Origin of the sequence: Roseateles agri, from assembly GCF_034043675.1 — a bacterium.
GTDB lineage: Bacteria > Pseudomonadota > Gammaproteobacteria > Burkholderiales > Burkholderiaceae_C > KK5.
Genome location: NZ_JAXCLA010000002.1, coordinates 423,701 through 439,593, shown reverse-complemented (window position 1 = coordinate 439,593; position 15,893 = coordinate 423,701). Strand labels below are relative to the sequence as shown.

17 protein-coding genes are annotated in these 15,893 nt (G+C 69.8%); 6 read left to right on the top strand and 11 right to left on the bottom strand.

The genetic code is table 11. The features are described 5' to 3' along the window. Positions 1-243: 243 nt before the first annotated feature. Positions 244-1,302, bottom strand: a complete 1,059-nt coding sequence (locus SNE35_RS06200) for an MBL fold metallo-hydrolase (RefSeq protein ID WP_320421993.1) — start codon at positions 1,300-1,302, stop codon at positions 244-246. Between the two features lie 51 nt (positions 1,303-1,353). Here SNE35_RS06200 and SNE35_RS06195 point away from each other — a divergent pair, with 51 nt between their 5' ends. Beyond that, complete coding sequence (locus SNE35_RS06195) at positions 1,354-1,794, top strand: MerR family transcriptional regulator (protein ID WP_320421992.1); 441 nt, start codon at positions 1,354-1,356, stop codon at positions 1,792-1,794. A 6-nt stretch (positions 1,795-1,800) separates the two neighbouring features. Here the strand turns inward: SNE35_RS06195 and SNE35_RS06190 are convergent, their stop codons facing one another. Further along, positions 1,801-2,745 (bottom strand): LysR family transcriptional regulator, encoded by a 945-nt coding sequence (locus SNE35_RS06190; RefSeq protein ID WP_320421991.1) that lies wholly within the window; start codon positions 2,743-2,745, stop codon positions 1,801-1,803. Between the two features lie 125 nt (positions 2,746-2,870). On the opposite strand from SNE35_RS06190, the gene SNE35_RS06185 reads away from it, so the two are divergent. The 5 genes from SNE35_RS06185 (at position 2,871) to SNE35_RS06165 (ending at position 5,239) form a co-directional block, all read left to right on the top strand. Next, positions 2,871-3,497: an FMN-dependent NADH-azoreductase gene (locus tag SNE35_RS06185; RefSeq protein ID WP_320421990.1), complete on the top strand. Its 627-nt coding sequence runs from the start codon at positions 2,871-2,873 to the stop codon at positions 3,495-3,497. Positions 3,498-3,540: 43 nt separating this feature from the next. Continuing rightward, the gene (locus tag SNE35_RS06180; RefSeq protein ID WP_320421989.1) at positions 3,541-4,398 is read left to right on the top strand and encodes a pirin family protein; all 858 of its coding nucleotides are present in this window, start codon (positions 3,541-3,543) and stop codon (positions 4,396-4,398) included. A gap of 151 nt (positions 4,399-4,549) precedes the next feature. Continuing rightward, positions 4,550-4,780, top strand: coding sequence for a glycine zipper 2TM domain-containing protein (locus SNE35_RS06175; RefSeq protein ID WP_320421988.1), 231 nt, complete (start codon positions 4,550-4,552; stop codon positions 4,778-4,780). Positions 4,781-4,814: 34 nt separating this feature from the next. Continuing rightward, a complete protein-coding gene (locus SNE35_RS06170; protein WP_320421987.1) occupies positions 4,815-4,976 on the top strand; it encodes a hypothetical protein in 162 nt (53 codons plus the stop codon). Then, a complete protein-coding gene (locus SNE35_RS06165; RefSeq protein ID WP_320421986.1) occupies positions 4,973-5,239 on the top strand; it encodes a hypothetical protein in 267 nt (88 codons plus the stop codon). Before SNE35_RS06170 ends, SNE35_RS06165 begins: the two co-directional genes overlap by 4 nt. Before the next feature lie 60 nt (positions 5,240-5,299). Here SNE35_RS06165 and SNE35_RS06160 read toward each other — a convergent pair whose 3' ends face one another. The 9 genes from SNE35_RS06160 to SNE35_RS06120 form a co-directional block, all read right to left on the bottom strand. Then, a complete protein-coding gene (locus SNE35_RS06160) occupies positions 5,300-5,704 on the bottom strand; it encodes a hypothetical protein (RefSeq protein ID WP_320421985.1) in 405 nt (134 codons plus the stop codon). Further along, complete coding sequence (locus SNE35_RS06155; protein WP_320421984.1) at positions 5,704-5,865, bottom strand: DUF1328 domain-containing protein; 162 nt, start codon at positions 5,863-5,865, stop codon at positions 5,704-5,706. Before SNE35_RS06155 ends, SNE35_RS06160 begins: the two co-directional genes overlap by 1 nt. A 121-nt stretch (positions 5,866-5,986) precedes the next feature. After that, positions 5,987-6,889 (bottom strand): pirin family protein, encoded by a 903-nt coding sequence (locus SNE35_RS06150; protein ID WP_320421983.1) that lies wholly within the window; start codon positions 6,887-6,889, stop codon positions 5,987-5,989. Between the two features lie 25 nt (positions 6,890-6,914). Next, positions 6,915-9,086 carry an aldehyde oxidoreductase molybdenum-binding subunit PaoC gene (gene paoC, locus SNE35_RS06145; RefSeq protein WP_320421982.1) on the bottom strand — a complete coding sequence of 724 codons (2,172 nt, stop codon included), beginning with the start codon at positions 9,084-9,086 and terminating at the stop codon, positions 6,915-6,917. Next, the gene (locus SNE35_RS06140) at positions 9,083-10,042 is read right to left on the bottom strand and encodes an FAD binding domain-containing protein (protein WP_320421981.1); all 960 of its coding nucleotides are present in this window, start codon (positions 10,040-10,042) and stop codon (positions 9,083-9,085) included. Before SNE35_RS06140 ends, paoC begins: the two co-directional genes overlap by 4 nt. Next, complete coding sequence (paoA, locus tag SNE35_RS06135) at positions 10,039-10,695, bottom strand: aldehyde dehydrogenase iron-sulfur subunit PaoA (RefSeq protein WP_320421980.1); 657 nt, start codon at positions 10,693-10,695, stop codon at positions 10,039-10,041. Before paoA ends, SNE35_RS06140 begins: the two co-directional genes overlap by 4 nt. A 61-nt stretch (positions 10,696-10,756) precedes the next feature. Beyond that, positions 10,757-12,916: a xanthine dehydrogenase family protein molybdopterin-binding subunit gene (locus SNE35_RS06130; RefSeq protein ID WP_320421979.1), complete on the bottom strand. Its 2,160-nt coding sequence runs from the start codon at positions 12,914-12,916 to the stop codon at positions 10,757-10,759. A gap of 2 nt (positions 12,917-12,918) precedes the next feature. Further along, positions 12,919-13,386 carry a (2Fe-2S)-binding protein gene (locus SNE35_RS06125; protein WP_320421978.1) on the bottom strand — a complete coding sequence of 156 codons (468 nt, stop codon included), beginning with the start codon at positions 13,384-13,386 and terminating at the stop codon, positions 12,919-12,921. Between the two features lie 57 nt (positions 13,387-13,443). Beyond that, a complete protein-coding gene (locus tag SNE35_RS06120) occupies positions 13,444-15,891 on the bottom strand; it encodes a hybrid sensor histidine kinase/response regulator (RefSeq protein ID WP_320421977.1) in 2,448 nt (815 codons plus the stop codon). Between the last annotated feature and the right edge of the window lie 2 nt (positions 15,892-15,893).

Below are 15,893 nucleotides of genomic sequence, written 5' to 3'. Positions count from 1 at the left end.
TGCGCGTTTCGGCTCCTACCTTAGAGGGGCTTGTTCGACGTGTTTCGCGCGGGCAAACTTCTCTTTACAAGCTGTCATCACGAGCACGGAGCGGGGCTTCAGGGAGGAGCCCCAGCCGCCGACAAGGCTGGTCTCCCAAGTGCGAGAACAAGGCGCAAAAGCGAAAGCGGAGTCCCGCCGGTACCGAGCCCGCAACCCGGGTTCGGTACCGGCGGCGATATTCAGGCCGCGGCGCCCACGGTGCTATGCAGCGCTGTAGCGCCACACCCCATCTTCCCCACGTTGCCGCGCCAGGCTGCCCGCCAGCCAGAGCGTGTTCAGGTGCGCGATCGACTCGCCCATCGCGAAGGTCGTCTGGTGCAGGTCCAGCTTGCGCTTGAACAGCAGGTCCAGCAGTTCCGCCGCGTGCTGCGGCCGGGCGGCGCAGGCCGCCGTCACCTCGGCCAGGCGCTCGGCGTGATGCTCCTGCAACTGGTCCACGCGCGCATGCAGGCCGCGGAAGGGCTTGCCGTGTGCGGGCAGCACCAGCGTCTCGGGCGGCAGTGCCAGCATCCGCGCGATCGACGCCAGGTAGAGACCCAGCGGATCCGATTCGGGCTCGACGTCGACGACCGACACATTGGTGGAGATCCGCGGCAGCACCATGTCGCCCGAGATCAGCAGCCCGGCCTCGGGGCAATGCAGGCTCATGTGCTCCGGCGCATGGCCGTAGCCGGCGATGCAGTGCCAGGTCTTGCCCCCAATCGTCAGCGCGGTGCCATCCATGATGCGGCGGTAGCTCGCGGGCACGGCGGGCACCATGCTCGGGTAGTAGTTGGCGCGGCCGCGGATCTTGGCGAGCGATTCTTCGTCCAGCAGGCCATGGCTGGCGAAGAAGGCGGCCGCGGATTCACCGCCCATGCCCTGCGTGCTCTGGCTGGCGATGCGGGCGAGGTTGAAGTCCGTCGCGCTCATCCACAGGCGGCACTGCCACTTGTCGGTCAGCCAGGCCGCCAGGCCCATGTGGTCGGGATGGAAGTGGGTGACGATCAGCCGCAGCACCGGCAGGCCGTCGAGGTGCTCCGCGAACACGCGCTCCCAGTTGGCCTTCGTGGCATCGTTGCAGACGCCGGTGTCGACGATCGTCCAGCCTTGGCGCCCCTCGATCTCGTCGCGCAGCAACCAGAGGTTGATGTGGTCCAGCGCGAAAGGCAGGCCCATCCGCACCCATTTGACGCCGGGGGCGATGGTCAGCGTGCCGCCCGGTTCGGGCAGCATGTCGCCCAGCGGGTAGTTCAGTTCGGATTCGCGCAGATTGGCCATGATTTAGACTTACGTTTACGTTAACGTCACTTCAGCAGCGCCAGTTTAGCCATGACAACAGAATCCAGCGCGCCCGCCGCACCTGCAGCGGCCGCCGACGGCAACAGCCGGCTGTACACCATCACCGAGCTGGCTGCGGAGTTCGACATCACGCCCCGCGCGATCCGCTTCTACGAGGACATGGGCCTGCTGGAACCGGGCCGCGCCGGCCGCAACCGCGTCTACACCCACCGCGACCGTGCCCGCCTCAAGCTGACCTTGCGCGGCAAGCGCCTCGGCCTGAGCCTCCAGGACGTCAAGCAGCTGATCGACATGTACGACGCCGAGTCCGACGCGGCGCCGCAGCTGAAGGCCTTTCTCGACGTGCTCAGCCAGCACCGCCGCCAGCTGGAGCAGCAGTTGCAGGACATCGAGGTGACCCTGGCCGAGATCGGCCAGCACGAGGAGCGCTGCGCGGCGCTGCTGGCCGAGGCTTCGACCGCGAAGGTCTAGCTAGCTTCAGGCCTCGGGCGGCACAGGCGCGGGCACCTGCGCGGAGCAGGGCTTCAGCGCGTCGGCCATCGCATCGAGGAACACCCGCGTGCGCAGCGGCATCAGCTTGCGCTCCGGGAACACCGCCCAGCAGGCGGCAGGCGCCAGTTGCCAATCGGGCAGTACGCGCACCAGTTCGCCCGCCTGCACGTGCTGCCAGGCGAAGTGGTCGCCCACCGCCGTGATGCCGACGCCGGCACAGGCGAAGCGCAGCAGCATGTCCGGCGCGTTGACGAGCACCCGCTGCGCCGCAACGCCGGTCCAGTGCTCGGCGGCCTCGCCCTCGCCACGGCTGAGGCTCCAGGGCATCGGGTCGCCCGAGCGGCTCAGGATCATCAGCCCGCGCATCGATTCCAGCGCCTGCGGCAGCTGCGGCTCGCCGTACTGCTGAAGATAGGCGGGCGAGGCATAGAGGCCGGTGGTCATCAAGGCCATGCGCCGCGCGGCGAGCTGGCTGTCCTGCTGCAGTTCGCCCATGCGCACGGCCAGGTCGAAGCCCTCGCCGATGATGTCCACGCGCCGCGGCGACAGGTCCAGCTCCAGCTGCACCTCCGGGTAGTCGAGCGTGAAGCGGCTCAGCATCGGGCCCAGCGCCTGATGGGCGAAATCCGCCGGCATTGTTACGCGCAGCCGCCCGCTGGGCCGCTGCTGGCGCGACAGGGCCAGGGCCAGGGCCGCGTCCACTTCCGCCGTCAGCGCGCGCGCGTGATCCAGCACGCCGGCGCCGAATTCGGTCAGGGTCAGCCGGCGCGTGCTGCGCTGCAGCAGCTTCTCGCCGAGCCGGGCTTCCAGCGCCGCGAGCCGGCGCGAGACGGTGGACTTGGGCAGATGCAGGCGCTCCGCGGCGCGGCTGAGGCTGCCGGCGTCGACCACGCGGGCATAGAGCAGGAGATCGTCGGCGTCGAGAGACATCAGTTTGTTCCAGTGGTGGAACGATCTTATCCAATCCGACGGCTTCTGCCGGAGGATTGTTGCTCCTAAAGTTCGTTCCAACGGTCGACGAACGAAGACCGGCAACCCAAACCGGAGCTGAAGCCATGAACATCCTGCAACTGAATTCCAGTGCCCGCCGCGTCCAAGACGGACAAGGTTCCTATTCGAGCCGCCTGGCGACCGAACTGGTCGAAGGCCTGAAGAAGACCGCCGACGCCAAGGGCGCGCTGACCGTCCGCGACCTGGGCCTGGACCCGCACCCGGCCATGGACGAAGCCGCGCTGGGCGCGCTGTTCACACCGGCCGACAAGCGTAGCGCCGAGCAGGCCGAGCGCGTCGCCGCCAATGACGCGCTGATCGCCGAGCTGTTCGCCCACGACGCCATCGTGATCGCCACGCCGATGATCAACTTCGGCGTGCCGACCCAGCTGAAGAACTGGATCGACGCCGTGGCCCGTGCCGGCACCACCTTCAGCTACGGCGCCACCGGCCCCGTCGGCCTCGTGACCGGCAAGAAGGTCTACGTCGTCGTCGCCACCGGCGGTGTGCACCGCAACCAGGCCACCGACGGCATCACGCCCTACCTGCGCACGGTGCTCGGTTTCCTCGGCATGACGAACATCGAGTTCATCTACGCCGAAGGCCTGGCCATGGGTCCTGAAGCCGAAGCGGCCGGTGTCGCTGGTGCGCGCGCACAGATCGCCGAACTGATCGGAGCCGTCGCGGCCTGATCGGTCGACGGTCCATCGAAACGAAAGCAGAGGAGAAACGACCATGACAACTACGCTTCGCCAAGCGCGCGCCGTGGAACGTCTGGTCGCCGGCCAGGCGACCAGCGATGGCGCCGGAGTCAAGCTGACCCGCGTGCTGACCCAGAACCTGCAGCGCCGGCTGGATCCTTACCTGATGCTCGATGCCTTCGGCTCGGACAAGGCCGACGACTACATCGCCGGCTTCCCCGACCATCCGCACCGCGGCTTCGAGACCATCAGCTACATGCTGGAGGGCCGCATGCGCCATCGCGACTCGGCCGGCCACGAGGGCATGATCAGCGGCGGCGGCGTGCAGTGGATGACCGCCGGCCGCGGCGTGATCCACAGCGAACTGCCCGAGCAGCAGGAAGGCCGGATGGAAGGCTTCCAGCTGTGGCTGAACCTGCCGGCCAAGGACAAGATGCGCGACCCCTGGTACCGCGACATCCCGAGCGCCGAGATTCCGCAGTTCGAGCACGAAGGTGCGACCGTGCGCGTGATCGCCGGTGCGAGCCATGGTGTGACGGGCGCGGTGCAGCGCGACGACACCGAACCGCTGTACCTCGACGTGCACCTGGAAGCGAATGCCGTCTTCGAGCAGCCGCTGCCGGACACGCACAACGCCTTCGTCTACGTGTACCGCGGCGCGCTGAAGTTCGAGACCGGCTGCCTGGTGCCCGCGCAGCGGATGGCGATCTTCGCCAACACGCCCGGCAGCGACGGCATCCGGCTCACAGCCGGCGACGAGCCGACGCGTCTGCTGCTGATCGCGGGCCGGCCGCTGCAGGAGCCGATCGCGCAGCATGGCCCCTTCGTGATGAACACGCAGGCCGAGCTGATCCAGGCGGTGCGCGACTTCCAGGCCGGCGTTCTGGCCTGAAGCCGGCCGGCCCCGGCTGTCGGACGCTTCTGACGGCACCGCGCGGCCGGTGCCGATTCCTCGCGCTGCGTGACGGACCCACACTGGGTTCCACGCAGCCACGCATGTGGCCCCCGAGGGCTCCGGCCCCCACATCACGCGAGGTAACACCATGAAGTCCAATTCTTCCATCCAACGTCTTGCCGCCACCGTGCTGGGCGGCGTCCTGGCCGTTTCGCTGAGCGCCTGCGCCGGCCTGAGCCATCGTGAGAACAGCGCCCTGGTCGGCACTGTCGCCGGCGGCGTTGTCGGCGCGGCTGTTACCGGTGGCAGCACGATCGGCACCGTGGGCGGCGCAGCCGTCGGCGGCGTGATCGGCAATGAAGTTGGCAAGAAGAAGTAAGCCAGCCGCCCGCTAGAACAAGACGGAGGGATTCATGCAGCAACAGCCCGCCCCATTCCAGACCACTCCGGCGGTCCCCGCCAACTTTGGTCTTGCCATGGCGCCTGCTGGCGCCGACGGCGCGGATTTCGATCTCGGCTATGAAGGGGCGTTCCCCTTCCTGACCGAGGCCGATGGTCAGGACGCCGTGGCATGAACTCCGCGAAGCTGCAGCAACGCCTCGCCGTCGCGGGGCTTGTTCTGGCGGCGGTGATGCTCGTGATGCTCTACCAGGTCCTCTCGGACAATGTGCTCGCGATCCAGAACCGGCGTCTCGCTGGCGAGCAGATGGCTCGCGAACGTCACGGCTGTGCGATGTTGTTGACGCGCGTCGAGCGCGATCAGTGCCTCGCTTCGGTGGCGCCGATGCAAAACGATGTCCAGCAGCCGCGGTTCGAGACGATGTTGGCTGGCCGCTGAGTCGCAAGTTCCATAAGAAAGCCGACCCCCATGGGTCGGCTTTTTGCTGTCTGTCGTTGCTCAGTTGGCTGGGCAGAACACCAGCGTGGGGCAGGGCATCACGCGGTGCAGGCAGTCGGCGTCGCCGTGCAGGGTCATCACCGCGTAGCGACGGGTGTCCAGCGACATCAGGTCCAGTTGTCGCGCCATGGCGGTCTCGATCGTTAGCCCCGGCTCGAGGTCGCCGAACAGCGCGATCAGGCCCTGTGTCGGGCCCTGCTCGCGCAGGTCGCGATCGAGCGCGGCGGCGCTGGCCGCGTCACCCAGGCGCAGGTACAGATGGATGCGGAACCAGGGCAGCGTGTCGCGGCCCTCGCTGCGCAGGCGATCGCGCACGCAGTTGCGCAGATAGCCCTGCAGGGCAGGGCTCAGCGGCGGTTCGACGGCCGGGGCCGGAGCCGCCGGGGCTGTAGCTTCGGCCAACATTACCGACGCACCAGGCCGACGATGAAGCTCGCCACTGCCATCGCGATGAACACGAAGAACAGCAGCTTGGCGATACCGACCGCGCCGGCCGCGATGCCGCCGAAGCCGAACAGCGCCGCGATCAGCGCGATGACCAGGAAAACGATGGTGTAGTGAAGCATGGCGATACCCCGCAAAGGATGTATGGGATGCGTTCACTCTCGCAGGCCTGCCCCGCGCGAGCCAGCGGCCCCGCGGCAGTCCCGCTGTCGGGCGAATCGAAGCGCCGTTGTAGGCGCTGGACTACGTGGCCGCCTTCAGGTGCAGGTGCGAGGCATCCGGCGCAGCCAGGCGGGGGCCATCGAAGCCGTGCACCTCGACGCCGGCGAAGGTGCCGGTGCCATCGTTCCAGTCGCGGGCGAATCGCTGGATCTCCTCGCTGTTGCGGCCGATGAAGTTCCAGAACAGCAGCGGCTGTTCCTGCATCGGCTCGCCGCCCAGCAGCAGCAGCCGCGCCGCGGTCTCGCTGCGCAGCTCCAGCGATGCCGCGCCCGGCGGCAGGTAGATCAGGCTGCCGGGCTCGATCCGTTCTTCGGCGCCGTCCAGGCTCAGCGTTAGCGCGCCCTCCAACACCATCAGCCCGTGCTCGAAGCCGGTGTCCAGCGGCACTGTCGCGGCGGCTTTACCCTTGCAGGCGATGTCCAGGCCCAGCAGCGGCGTGTACTGCGGCACCGGCGACTGGGCACCGCCGAAGCGGCCGGTCAAAAGCGTGATGTCGAAGCCGCCGGACGCGATGTGCGGCAGCACCGGAAAGTGCTCGAAGGCCGGCTCGCAGAAGCGCTGGCTGTCCGGCAGCGCGATCCACAGCTGCGCCAGGTGCAGCCGGTCCGACAGCGATTCCTCAGAATGCGCGATGGCGCGGCCGGCGGTCATCAGGTTCACCTGGCCCTGGCGCAGCACCTGCTCGGAGCCCAGGCTGTCGCGGTGCAGCACCTCGCCCTCGATCATCCAGCTGAAGGTCTGCAGGCCCGTGTGCGGATGCGGGCCGACGCGCATGCCGTGGCCCGGCTTCAGGTCCGCCGGGCCGGCGTGGTCGAGGAAGCACCAGGCGCCGATCAGGCGGCGTCGGGCCGTCGGCATTGCGCGGTTGATCGGCAGGCCGCCGACGTCGCCGGGCTTGCCGGGAATGCGTTCGAATGTGCTCATGCCCCGATCATGTCACGCGTGTCTTTCAAGCGAGTGGCGGCAGGCCTTTCAGCAGCTTGTCCAGGGTCAGCGGATAGTCGCGCACGCGCACGCCGGTGGCGTTGTAGACCGCGTTCGCCACCGCCGCGGCCACGCCGCAGATGCCCAGCTCGCCGACGCCCTTGGCCTTCATCGGCGAGGAGATCGGATCGGTCTCGTCGAGGAAGATCACCTCCTGGTGCGGAATGTCGGCATGCACCGGCACCTCGTAGCCGGCCAGGTCGTGGTTGACGAAGAAGCCGCGCTTCTTGTCCACCGCCAGCTCCTCCATCAGCGCCGCGCCGACGCCCATCGTCATCGCGCCGATCACCTGGCTGCGCGCCGACACCGGGTTGAGGATGCGGCCCGCCGCACACACGGCCAGCATCCGGCGCACGCGCGTCTCGCCGGTCGCGGCATCGACGGCCACCTCGACGAAGTGCGCGCCGAAGGTCGACTGCTGGTACTTCTTGTCCAGATCGCCGTACTCGATTCGGTCCTCCGCCTGCATGCCCTCCGGGCCCACCGCTTCCGCCAGCGGCATCTGCTGCCAGCCGGCGCCGTGCTTCTTCTCCAGCGCCTCCCGCAGCTTCATGCAGGCGGCGTAGACGCCCGCCGTCGAGTTGTTGCCGCCGAACTGGCCGCCCGAGCCGCAGGAGACCGGGAAGGCCGAATCGCCGAGCCGCACGTGCACCCGCTTCAGCGGCACGCCCAGCATCTCGGCGGCGGTCATCGCGATGATCGTGTAGCTGCCGGTGCCGATGTCGGTCATGTCGGTCTCCACCGTCACCATGCCCTTGCCGTCCACGCGCACCCGCGCGCCGGATTTCATCAGCAGGTTGTTGCGCAGGGCCGCCGCCACGCCCAGGCCGATCAGCAGGCCTCCCTCTCGACGCTCGCCCGGCTTGCCGCGCTGCTGCCAGCCGAAGCGCTCGGCGCCCTGGCGCAGGCAGTCGACGAGGCGGCGCTGCGAGAAGGGGCGCTGCGGCTTCTCCGGGTCGACCTGCGTGTCGTTGCGGATGCGGAACTCGACCGGGTCCAGGCCCGCCAGCTCGGCCGCCTCGTCGATCGCGATCTCCAGCGCCATCAGCCCCGGCGCCTCGCCCGGCGCGCGCATCGCGTTGCCCTCGGGCAGGTCCAGCCTGGCGAGCTTCATCGCGGTCATGCGGTTGGCGCCGGCGTAGAGCAGGCGCGTCTGCATCACGGCCGTCTCGGGCGAGCCGCCTTCCAGATTGCCGGACCAGCTCTCGTGCGCGATCGCGCTGATCCGGCCGTCGTGCCCGGTGCCGATGCGGATGCGCTGGATCGTTGCGGGCCGGTGGGTCGTGTTGTTGATGATCAGCGGGCGCTGCAGGGCCACCTTCACCGGCCGGCCCGCGGCCTTCGCACCCAGCGCGGCCAGCAGCACGTCGGCGCGCAGGAACAGCTTGCCGCCGAAGCCGCCGCCGATGAAGGGCGAAACGAGCCGCACCTTCTCGCGCGGGATGCCCAGGGTCTTGGCCAGGTCGCCGCGGCCCCAGTCGATCATCTGGTTCGAGGTCCAGACCGTCAGCTTGTCGCCATGCCAGGCGGCCAGCGTCGCGTGCGGCTCCATCATCGCGTGCGACTGGTCGGGCGTCGTGTAGCTGACGTCGAGCTGCAGCGGCGCCTGCGCGAACGCGGCCTGGAAATCGCCCACGGCCGTGCTCGGTGCGCCGCCTCCGCCTCCACCGCCTGGCTTCGGTGGCTCGGCGCTGTCCTTCGCGTCGGCGAGGCTGTAGGCTCCGGGCTCGGTTGCGTACTCGATCTTCAGCAGCGCCGCGGCCTCGCGCGCCTGCTCGAAGCTCTCGGCCACGACCAGCGCCACCGCCTGGTGGTAGTGGTCGACCTGCGGCCCGGCCAGCAGCTTGGCCGCGTTCTTCGAACCCTTGCCGAGCTTGCCGGCATTGCGCGCGGTGACGATGGCGATCACGCCCGGCGCGGCACGCGCCGCGCGCGGGTCCAGCGCGGCGATGCGGCCCTTCGCGATTGCTGCACCGACGACGTAGCCGTAGGCCGGCCGCGCCTCGATGTCGTGGCGTTCGTAGGCGTAGGGCGCGGTGCCGGTGGTCTTCAGCGGGCCGTCGATGCGCGGCGTCGGTTGGCCGACGACCTTCAGCTGGTCGATCGGGTTCGTGGTGGCAGGGGTGTCGAACTTCATGAGGCGGCCCTGGCTTGCGCCAACACCGCGGCCAGCGTGCGCTGGGCCAGGGTCAGCTTGAATTCGTTGTCATGCGTCGGCGTGGCGCCGGCCAGCAGCTTCGCCGCCGTGGCCGCCGCGCCGTTCGGCAGTTCCGCTTCCGCCGCCTCGACGCGCCAGGGCTTCGGCGCCACGCCGCCCAGCGCGACGCGGCCCGAGCCGTCCTTCTGCACGATGGCCGCCACCGAGACCAGCGCGAAGGCGTAGGAGCTGCGGTCGCGCACCTTGCGGTAGAGCTGCACGCCGCCGATCGGCGCGGGCAGCGTGACGGCGGTGATCAGCTCGCCGCGCTCCAGCACCGTCTCGCGCTGCGGGGTGTCACCCGGCAGTCGATGCAGCTCGGCGATCGGGATGCGGCGCACCTGCCCGCCGGGCTGCAAGGTCTCGATGCTGGCGTCCAGCACGCGCATTGCCACCGCCATGTCGCTCGGGTGCGTGGCGATGCACGCGCTGCTGGTGCCGAGAACGCCCAGCTGGCGCGTGACGCCGCCGTCTCGCGCCGCGCAGCCGCTGCCGGGCTGACGCTTGTTGCAGGCCTGGTTGGTGTCGTAGAAGTAGGGGCAGCGGGTGCGCTGCAGCAGGTTGCCGGCGGTCGTCGCGCGATTACGCAACTGGCCCGAGGCGCCGGCCAGCAGCGCGCGCGACAGCACCGGGTAGTCGCGGCGCACGCGTGCGTCGGCCGCGAGGTCGGTGTTGCGCACCAGCGCGCCGATGCGCAGGCCGCCTTCGTCCGTGGGATCGATGCGGTCGAAGCTCAGGCCGTTGACGTCGATCAGATGCTGCGGCGTCTCGATCTGCAGCTTCATCAGGTCCAGCAGGTTGGTGCCGCCGGCGATGAAGCGGGCGCCCGGCTGGGCGGCGGCGGCACGTGCGGCGGCCTCGGGCGAGGCGGCCTTCTCGAAGGTGAAGGCTTTCATGATCCGGCCTCGGCACTGGCCATTTCACTGATCGCCTCGGCGATGTTCGAGTAGGCGCCGCAGCGACAGATGTTGCCGCTCATGCGCTCGCGCAGCTCCTCGTTCGTCAAGAGCGGGCGGGCCAGCAGATCGGTGCTGACGTGGCTCGGGACGCCTTGCCGCAGTTCGTCGAGCATGCCCACGGCCGAGCAGATCTGGCCCGGCGTGCAGTAGCCGCACTGGTAGCCGTCATGCGCGACGAAGGCGGCCTGCAGCGGATGCAGCTCGGTGGGCGTGCCGAGGCCCTCGATCGTGGTCAGCTGAGCGCCGTCGTGCATCACGGCCAGGGTCAGGCATGAATTGACGCGGCGGCCATCCAGCAGCACCGTGCAGGCGCCACACTGGCCGTGGTCGCAGCCCTTCTTGGTGCCGGTGAGGTGCAGGTGCTCGCGCAGCGCGTCCAGCAGGCTGGTGCGGTTGTCCAAGGTCAGCCGATGCGGCTGGCCGTTGACCTGCAGCGTGATCGTCGAGGCGGGCGGCGGCGGGGCGTCCACAGGCCGTGGCGCCGGTGCGGCCTGCGCATCGGCCGTGGCGGCCGCGGCGCAGGCGCTGCCGGCGATCAGCAGCTCGCGCCGCGAGATCGCCAGGATCGTGTCGAAAGGATGGGCGAGCATGGACAGCACTCCAGGAGGATCGGAATCGATCGCTCCTGGAGGCAAGCCGCGCGCCCGCTGGTCAGGCCTTCTTCTTCAGCGCCTCGGTATCGATCGGCAGGCTGCGGACGCGAACGCCGGTCGCCTTGAAGATCGCATTGGTCACCGCTGGCGCCAGTGGCGGCGTGCCCGGTTCGCCGATGCCGCCGGGGTTCTCGGTGCTCGGCATGATGTGGACGTCGACCTTGGGCATGTCGGTCATCCGCGCCACCGGGTAGTCGTGGAAGTTGCTCTGCTCGACGTGGCCGTCCTTGTAGCTGATGCGTCCGTACAGCGCGGCGGAGAGGCCGTAGCAGATCGCGCCTTCGATCTGGCGCGCGATCGTCTGCGGGTTCACCGTCATGCCGCAGTCGACCACCGCCGTGACCTTGTGCACCTTGGGCGTGCCGTCCGCCGCCACCGAGACCTCGGCGATCTCGGCCACGTAGCTGCCGAAGCTCTCCGCCACCGCGATGCCGTGCACATGGCCCTTGGGCAGCGGCTTGCCGTAGCCGGCGCGGGCGGCGGCCAGCTCCAGCACGGCCTTGTGGCGCGGTGCCTCGCTCAGCAGCGCGAGGCGGAACTGCAGCGGATCCGCCTTGGCCGCGGCGGCCATCTCGTCGATGAAGCTCTCGATGAAGAAGGCGTTCTGCGAATGGCCGACCGAGCGCCAGAACCAGACCTGCGGGCCGGGCTCCGCGCGGCCGTAGGCGATGCGCTGGTTCGGGATCGCATAGGGATGGTCCGCCAGGCCCTCGACGGCCATCGAATCGACGCCGTTCTCCGGGATCTTCAGGAAGCCGGAGGCCGCCATGATCGAAGGCGAGCCGACGCCCGCGCGCAGCATCGTCGCCGCGCCCTTGTCGTCCACCGCACCCTCGAAGCGTACGACCGAGGCCGGGCGGTAGTAGCCGGCGGCCATGTCGTCCTCGCGGGCGTAGATCAGCTTCACCGGGCTGCCGCTGGCCTTGGACAGCAGGGTCGCGTCGATCGTGAAGTCAGGCGCGAAGCGGCGGCCGAAACCGCCGCCCAGCAGCAGCGTGTTGATCTTGACCTTGGCCGGCGTCGCCTCTGCAACGTGGGCCAGGATGCCTTGCGCGGGGCCCTGGCTCTGCGTGCCGACCCACAAGGTCACCTCGTCGCCCTTGACCCAGGCGGTGCAGTTCAGCGGCTCCATGCAGGCGTGTGCCAGGTAGGGCACCTCGTAGCGGGCCGAGATCGTCTGCGCGGCAGTGGCAGCAGCGTCCTTCGGGTTGCCCTTGTCCACGGCCACCGCGTTGGCGGAGGAGGCCGCCTCTTCGAGCTGGCTCGTCACCTTGGCGCTGTCGAAGTCGGCGTGCGGGCCCATGTCCCACTGCACGGCCAGCGCGTCGCGGCCCTTGCGGGCGGCCCAGTAGCCGTCGGCCAGCACGGCCACGCCGCTGGGGATCGTGATGATCTTCTGCACGCCCTTGACTGCCTTGGCCTTGGCTTCATCCATGGACTTGGGCTTGGCGTCGGGGAAGGGCGCGCGGGCCATCACCGCGACGAGCATGCCGTCCACATGCGCGTCGATGCCGAACTTGGCCGTGCCGTTGATCTTGGCGGGCGTGTCGAGCCGGTTGGTCGGCTTGCCCATGATCTTGAAGTCCTTGGGCGACTTCAGCGCGGGCTTCTCGGGCACCGGCTGCTTGGAAGCGGCCTCGACCAGCGCGCCGTAGGGGATCTTCTTGCCGCCGGGGCCGATCACATGGCTCTTCTCGGTGCGCAGCGTGCTGGCGTCGACATTGAGCTGCGCCGCCGCGGCGGCCAGCAGCATCTCGCGCGCCTGCGCGCCGGCGGTGCGCAGCGGCGTCCAGTGGCCGCGGATCGTCGAGCTGCCGCCGGTGGCCTGCATGCCGAAGGCGGGGTTGTTGTAGGCGGTGTCGACCGGCGACTGCTGGACGCTGACGAGCTTCCAGTCGGCGTCGAGTTCCTCGGCCAGCAGCATCGGGATGGCCGTCAGCACGCCCTGGCCCATCTCGGCGGAGCCGCAGACGACCGTGACGTGGTTGTCCGGCGTGATGCGCACCCAGGCGTTCGGCGCGAAGGTGTTGGAGTCGACCGGGTCGATCGCAGCCTCGGCGCGGCGGGCGACCAGCGGCAGGCTGAAGCCGACGACCAGGGCGGCCTGGGTCTTCAGGAAGCCGCGGCGGGACTTGTTGGTTTGAACGGGCATGTCCATGCTCATGCTCCCTTGGCCAGCGTCGCGGCGGCGCCGTGGATGGCGGCCTTGATCTGGTTGTAGGTGCCACAGCGGCAGATGTTGCCGCTCATGGCGGCCTCGATGTCGGCGTCGCTGGGTGATTTCTTGCCGTTGAGCAGGGCGCAGGCGCTCATGATCTGCCCGCTCTGACAGTAGCCGCATTGGGGTACGTCGATCTTGAGCCAGGCGGCTTGTACGGCCTTGCCGGTCTTGCTGGCGCCGACGCCTTCGATCGTCGTCACCTTCTTGCCGGCGGCAGCGGACAGCGGCGTCTGGCAGGAGCGCACGGGCTGGCCGTCCAGGTGCACGGTGCAGGCGCCGCACAGCGCCATGCCGCAGCCGAATTTGGTGCCGGTGAGTTGCAGGTCTTCGCGCAGCGCCCAGAGCAGGGGCTCGTCCGGCTCGGCGTCCAGCGAGACCGGTTTTCCGTTCACGGTGAGGTTGATCATCGGATGACTCCCGGTTGTCGATGTGGGTGGGGGGATGAGAAGCGCGGGAGCCTACACCTAATGCCGGAACTCTGCAGGGCGCGCATCGGCCTCTGGAGGATCAGGCAAGACCTGTCCCTGGCCATGATCGGGGCGACCGTAGCGCCCCAGCGCCTCCAGCAGCTCGGCCTGGCTGATCGGCTTGGTCAGGTGGGCGTCGCAGCCGGCGTCCAGGCTGCGCTGGGCGTCGGCATCGAAGGCGTTGGCGGTGAGCGCGATCACCGGCGTGCGCACGCGCTCGTCCTCGCGCTCGATGCGGCGCAGCTCGCGCGTGGCGGCGAGGCCGTCCATGCCGGGCATCTGCACGTCCATCAGCACCAGGTCGTAGCGGCCCGAACGGAACTTGTGCAGGCCGATGAGGCCGTTCTCCGCATGGTCGACCCGGTGGCCCAGCGGCAGCAGCATGGCCTCGAAGACCAGCACGTTCAGCTCCGTGTCCTCGCACAGCAGGATGTTCAGCGGCACGAGGCGCGTCGGGCCCGCCAGGGCAGCGACAGGCGGCTGTGCCGAGGGCGGCGGCGCCGCGATGGCCGGCATCGGCAGCTCGACGAAGAAGGTCGCGCCCTGGCCGGGCAGGCTCTCCAGCCAGATGCGGCCGCCCATCAGCGCCACCAGGGTGCGGCAGATCGACAGGCCCAGACCCGTGCCGCCGTAGACGCGCTCGATGCTGCCGTCGGCCTGCGTGTAGGGGCGGAAGATCATGTCGTGCTTGGACGGCTCGACGCCGATGCCGGTGTCCTGGACGCTGAAGGCCAGCAGCTCGCCCTTGCGCTGCGCGCGCACGGTGACGCCGCCCTCGCGGGTGAACTTGATCGCATTGCCGGCCAGGTTCACCAGCACTTGCGCCAGGCGCTGCGGGTCGCCGTGCGCCCACTGCCTCGCGTCCGGCTCCATCTGCAGCGACAGGCTCAGGCCCTTGGCCTCGGCGCGCGGGCGCAGCAGGTTCAGCTGCTGCAGGAACAGCGCCTCGGGGTTGAAGGCGTCGGGCTGCAGCTCGGCCCGGCCGGCCTCGATCTTGGACAGGTCCAGCAGGTCGTTGATCAGCGAGAAGAGCGCCTGGCCGGCGCTGTGGAAGACCTCGACGTAGTGGCGCTGCTGCGCGTCCAGCCGGGTGCGGCCGAGCAGGTCGGCCATGCCCAGCAGCGCGTTCATCGGCGTGCGGATCTCGTGGCTGACGTGGGCGAGGAATTCGCTCTTCGAGCGGTTGGCGGCGTCGGCCACGGCACGCTCGTAGCTGAGGCGCTGGTGCGTCAGGTGCTCCCAGCGCAGCTCGGCGGCGGCCGTCAGCGCGAGGCCGAAGGCCAGCATCCACAGCGGGCCGATCACCGGCAGCAGCAATTGCCGCTGCTGCAGCAGCACGACGGCGATGGCCAGCACGGTCAGCAGCGCCAGCGCCACCGGCACCACGTGCCGCGCCAGCTGCGGGCGCGCACTGCGGGCCGTCCATGCCGCCGGCAGCAGGGCCAGCAGCCAGAGGCCGGCGACGGCCGGCCAGGGCGCGTCGGCCACCAGCTGGCCGCGGCTCATTGCCGCGTAGGTGCCGGCCAGCAGCTGCGTGCCGGAGCGCTGGCCGACGGCCGTCATCACCGGGTCGGCGAAGAAGGCGCTGCTGCCGATGAACAGGGCTCGGCCGCGGATGCGCTCGCGCAGCTCGGGGTCGTCGCTCTCGCCCAGCGCGGCGCGCATCAGCCGGCCCCAGTCGAGCAGCGGCACCGCGTCGGCATTGGCCGGCAGCGTGGCGCGCACGCGGCCGTGCGCATCGAGCGTCCAGCGCTGCGCGCCGATCGAGAGCTGGTCGCCGTGCAGCTGCCAGCCGATGTGGCCGGCGCGGGCGAGTGCGGCCAGCGGCAGCGCCGGCAGCACGCGGCCGTGCACCTCGTGCAGCAGCGGCAGGTGGCGCAGCCGGCCGTCCTCGTCCAGCGGTGTCGAGACCATGCCGATCGCATCGGGCGCGGCCATCGCGTCGAAGAGCTGCGGATGCGGCAAGGTGATGTCGGACCAGGCGGTGGCCCGCATGCCGGTGGTGACGGGGCGGGACAGGCGCTGCAGCAGGGCCCGCGCCTCGTTGTCGACCTCGATCGGCTGCGGCAGGCCGGCGGCGGCGAGCACGACGTCGCTGCGCTGGTTCAGTGCGGCGGCCAGGGCGGCATCGCCGTCGCGCGGGCCGGAGAACACGATGTCGAACACGACCACGCGGGCACCCGCATCGCGCAGGTAGTTCAGCAGCAGGCTGTAGACGTCGCGGCGGTAGGGCCAGTCGCCGAGCTGCGGCTGCAGGTTGCGCAGCGAGGCGTCGTCGATGTCGGCCGCCAGCACCTCGTCGTAGTGCACCGGCCGGGCGGCCAGGCTCAGTAGCGCATCGTCCAGCAGCAGCGAGGCGCGCTCGTAGCTGGGCGTCAGGCTCAGCAGCAGGGCCAGCGGCAGGGCCAGCAGGGGCAGGCTGGCCAGGCGCCACAGCAGCTTCATCG

Excerpts from the sequence above, each read along its gene's own strand:
- SNE35_RS06175 (WP_320421988.1), top strand. The coding sequence starts at position 4,550 with ATGAAGTCCAATTCTTCCATCCAACGTCTTGCCGCCACCGTGCTGGGC.
- SNE35_RS06155 (WP_320421984.1), bottom strand. The coding sequence starts at position 5,865 with ATGCTTCACTACACCATCGTTTTCCTGGTCATCGCGCTGATCGCGGCG.
- SNE35_RS06195 (WP_320421992.1), top strand. The coding sequence starts at position 1,354 with ATGACAACAGAATCCAGCGCGCCCGCCGCACCTGCAGCGGCCGCCGAC.
- SNE35_RS06180 (WP_320421989.1), top strand. The coding sequence starts at position 3,541 with ATGACAACTACGCTTCGCCAAGCGCGCGCCGTGGAACGTCTGGTCGCC.
- SNE35_RS06160 (WP_320421985.1), bottom strand. The coding sequence starts at position 5,704 with ATGTTGGCCGAAGCTACAGCCCCGGCGGCTCCGGCCCCGGCCGTCGAA.
- paoC (WP_320421982.1), bottom strand. The coding sequence starts at position 9,086 with ATGAAGTTCGACACCCCTGCCACCACGAACCCGATCGACCAGCTGAAG.
- SNE35_RS06200 (WP_320421993.1), bottom strand. The coding sequence starts at position 1,302 with ATGGCCAATCTGCGCGAATCCGAACTGAACTACCCGCTGGGCGACATG.
- SNE35_RS06125 (WP_320421978.1), bottom strand. The coding sequence starts at position 13,386 with ATGATCAACCTCACCGTGAACGGAAAACCGGTCTCGCTGGACGCCGAG.
- SNE35_RS06190 (WP_320421991.1), bottom strand. The coding sequence starts at position 2,745 with ATGTCTCTCGACGCCGACGATCTCCTGCTCTATGCCCGCGTGGTCGAC.
- SNE35_RS06170 (WP_320421987.1), top strand. The coding sequence starts at position 4,815 with ATGCAGCAACAGCCCGCCCCATTCCAGACCACTCCGGCGGTCCCCGCC.
- SNE35_RS06120 (WP_320421977.1), bottom strand. The coding sequence starts at position 15,891 with ATGAAGCTGCTGTGGCGCCTGGCCAGCCTGCCCCTGCTGGCCCTGCCG.
- SNE35_RS06140 (WP_320421981.1), bottom strand. The coding sequence starts at position 10,042 with ATGAAAGCCTTCACCTTCGAGAAGGCCGCCTCGCCCGAGGCCGCCGCA.
- SNE35_RS06130 (WP_320421979.1), bottom strand. The coding sequence starts at position 12,916 with ATGGACATGCCCGTTCAAACCAACAAGTCCCGCCGCGGCTTCCTGAAG.
- SNE35_RS06150 (WP_320421983.1), bottom strand. The coding sequence starts at position 6,889 with ATGAGCACATTCGAACGCATTCCCGGCAAGCCCGGCGACGTCGGCGGC.
- SNE35_RS06185 (WP_320421990.1), top strand. The coding sequence starts at position 2,871 with ATGAACATCCTGCAACTGAATTCCAGTGCCCGCCGCGTCCAAGACGGA.
- SNE35_RS06165 (WP_320421986.1), top strand. The coding sequence starts at position 4,973 with ATGAACTCCGCGAAGCTGCAGCAACGCCTCGCCGTCGCGGGGCTTGTT.
- paoA (WP_320421980.1), bottom strand. The coding sequence starts at position 10,695 with ATGCTCGCCCATCCTTTCGACACGATCCTGGCGATCTCGCGGCGCGAG.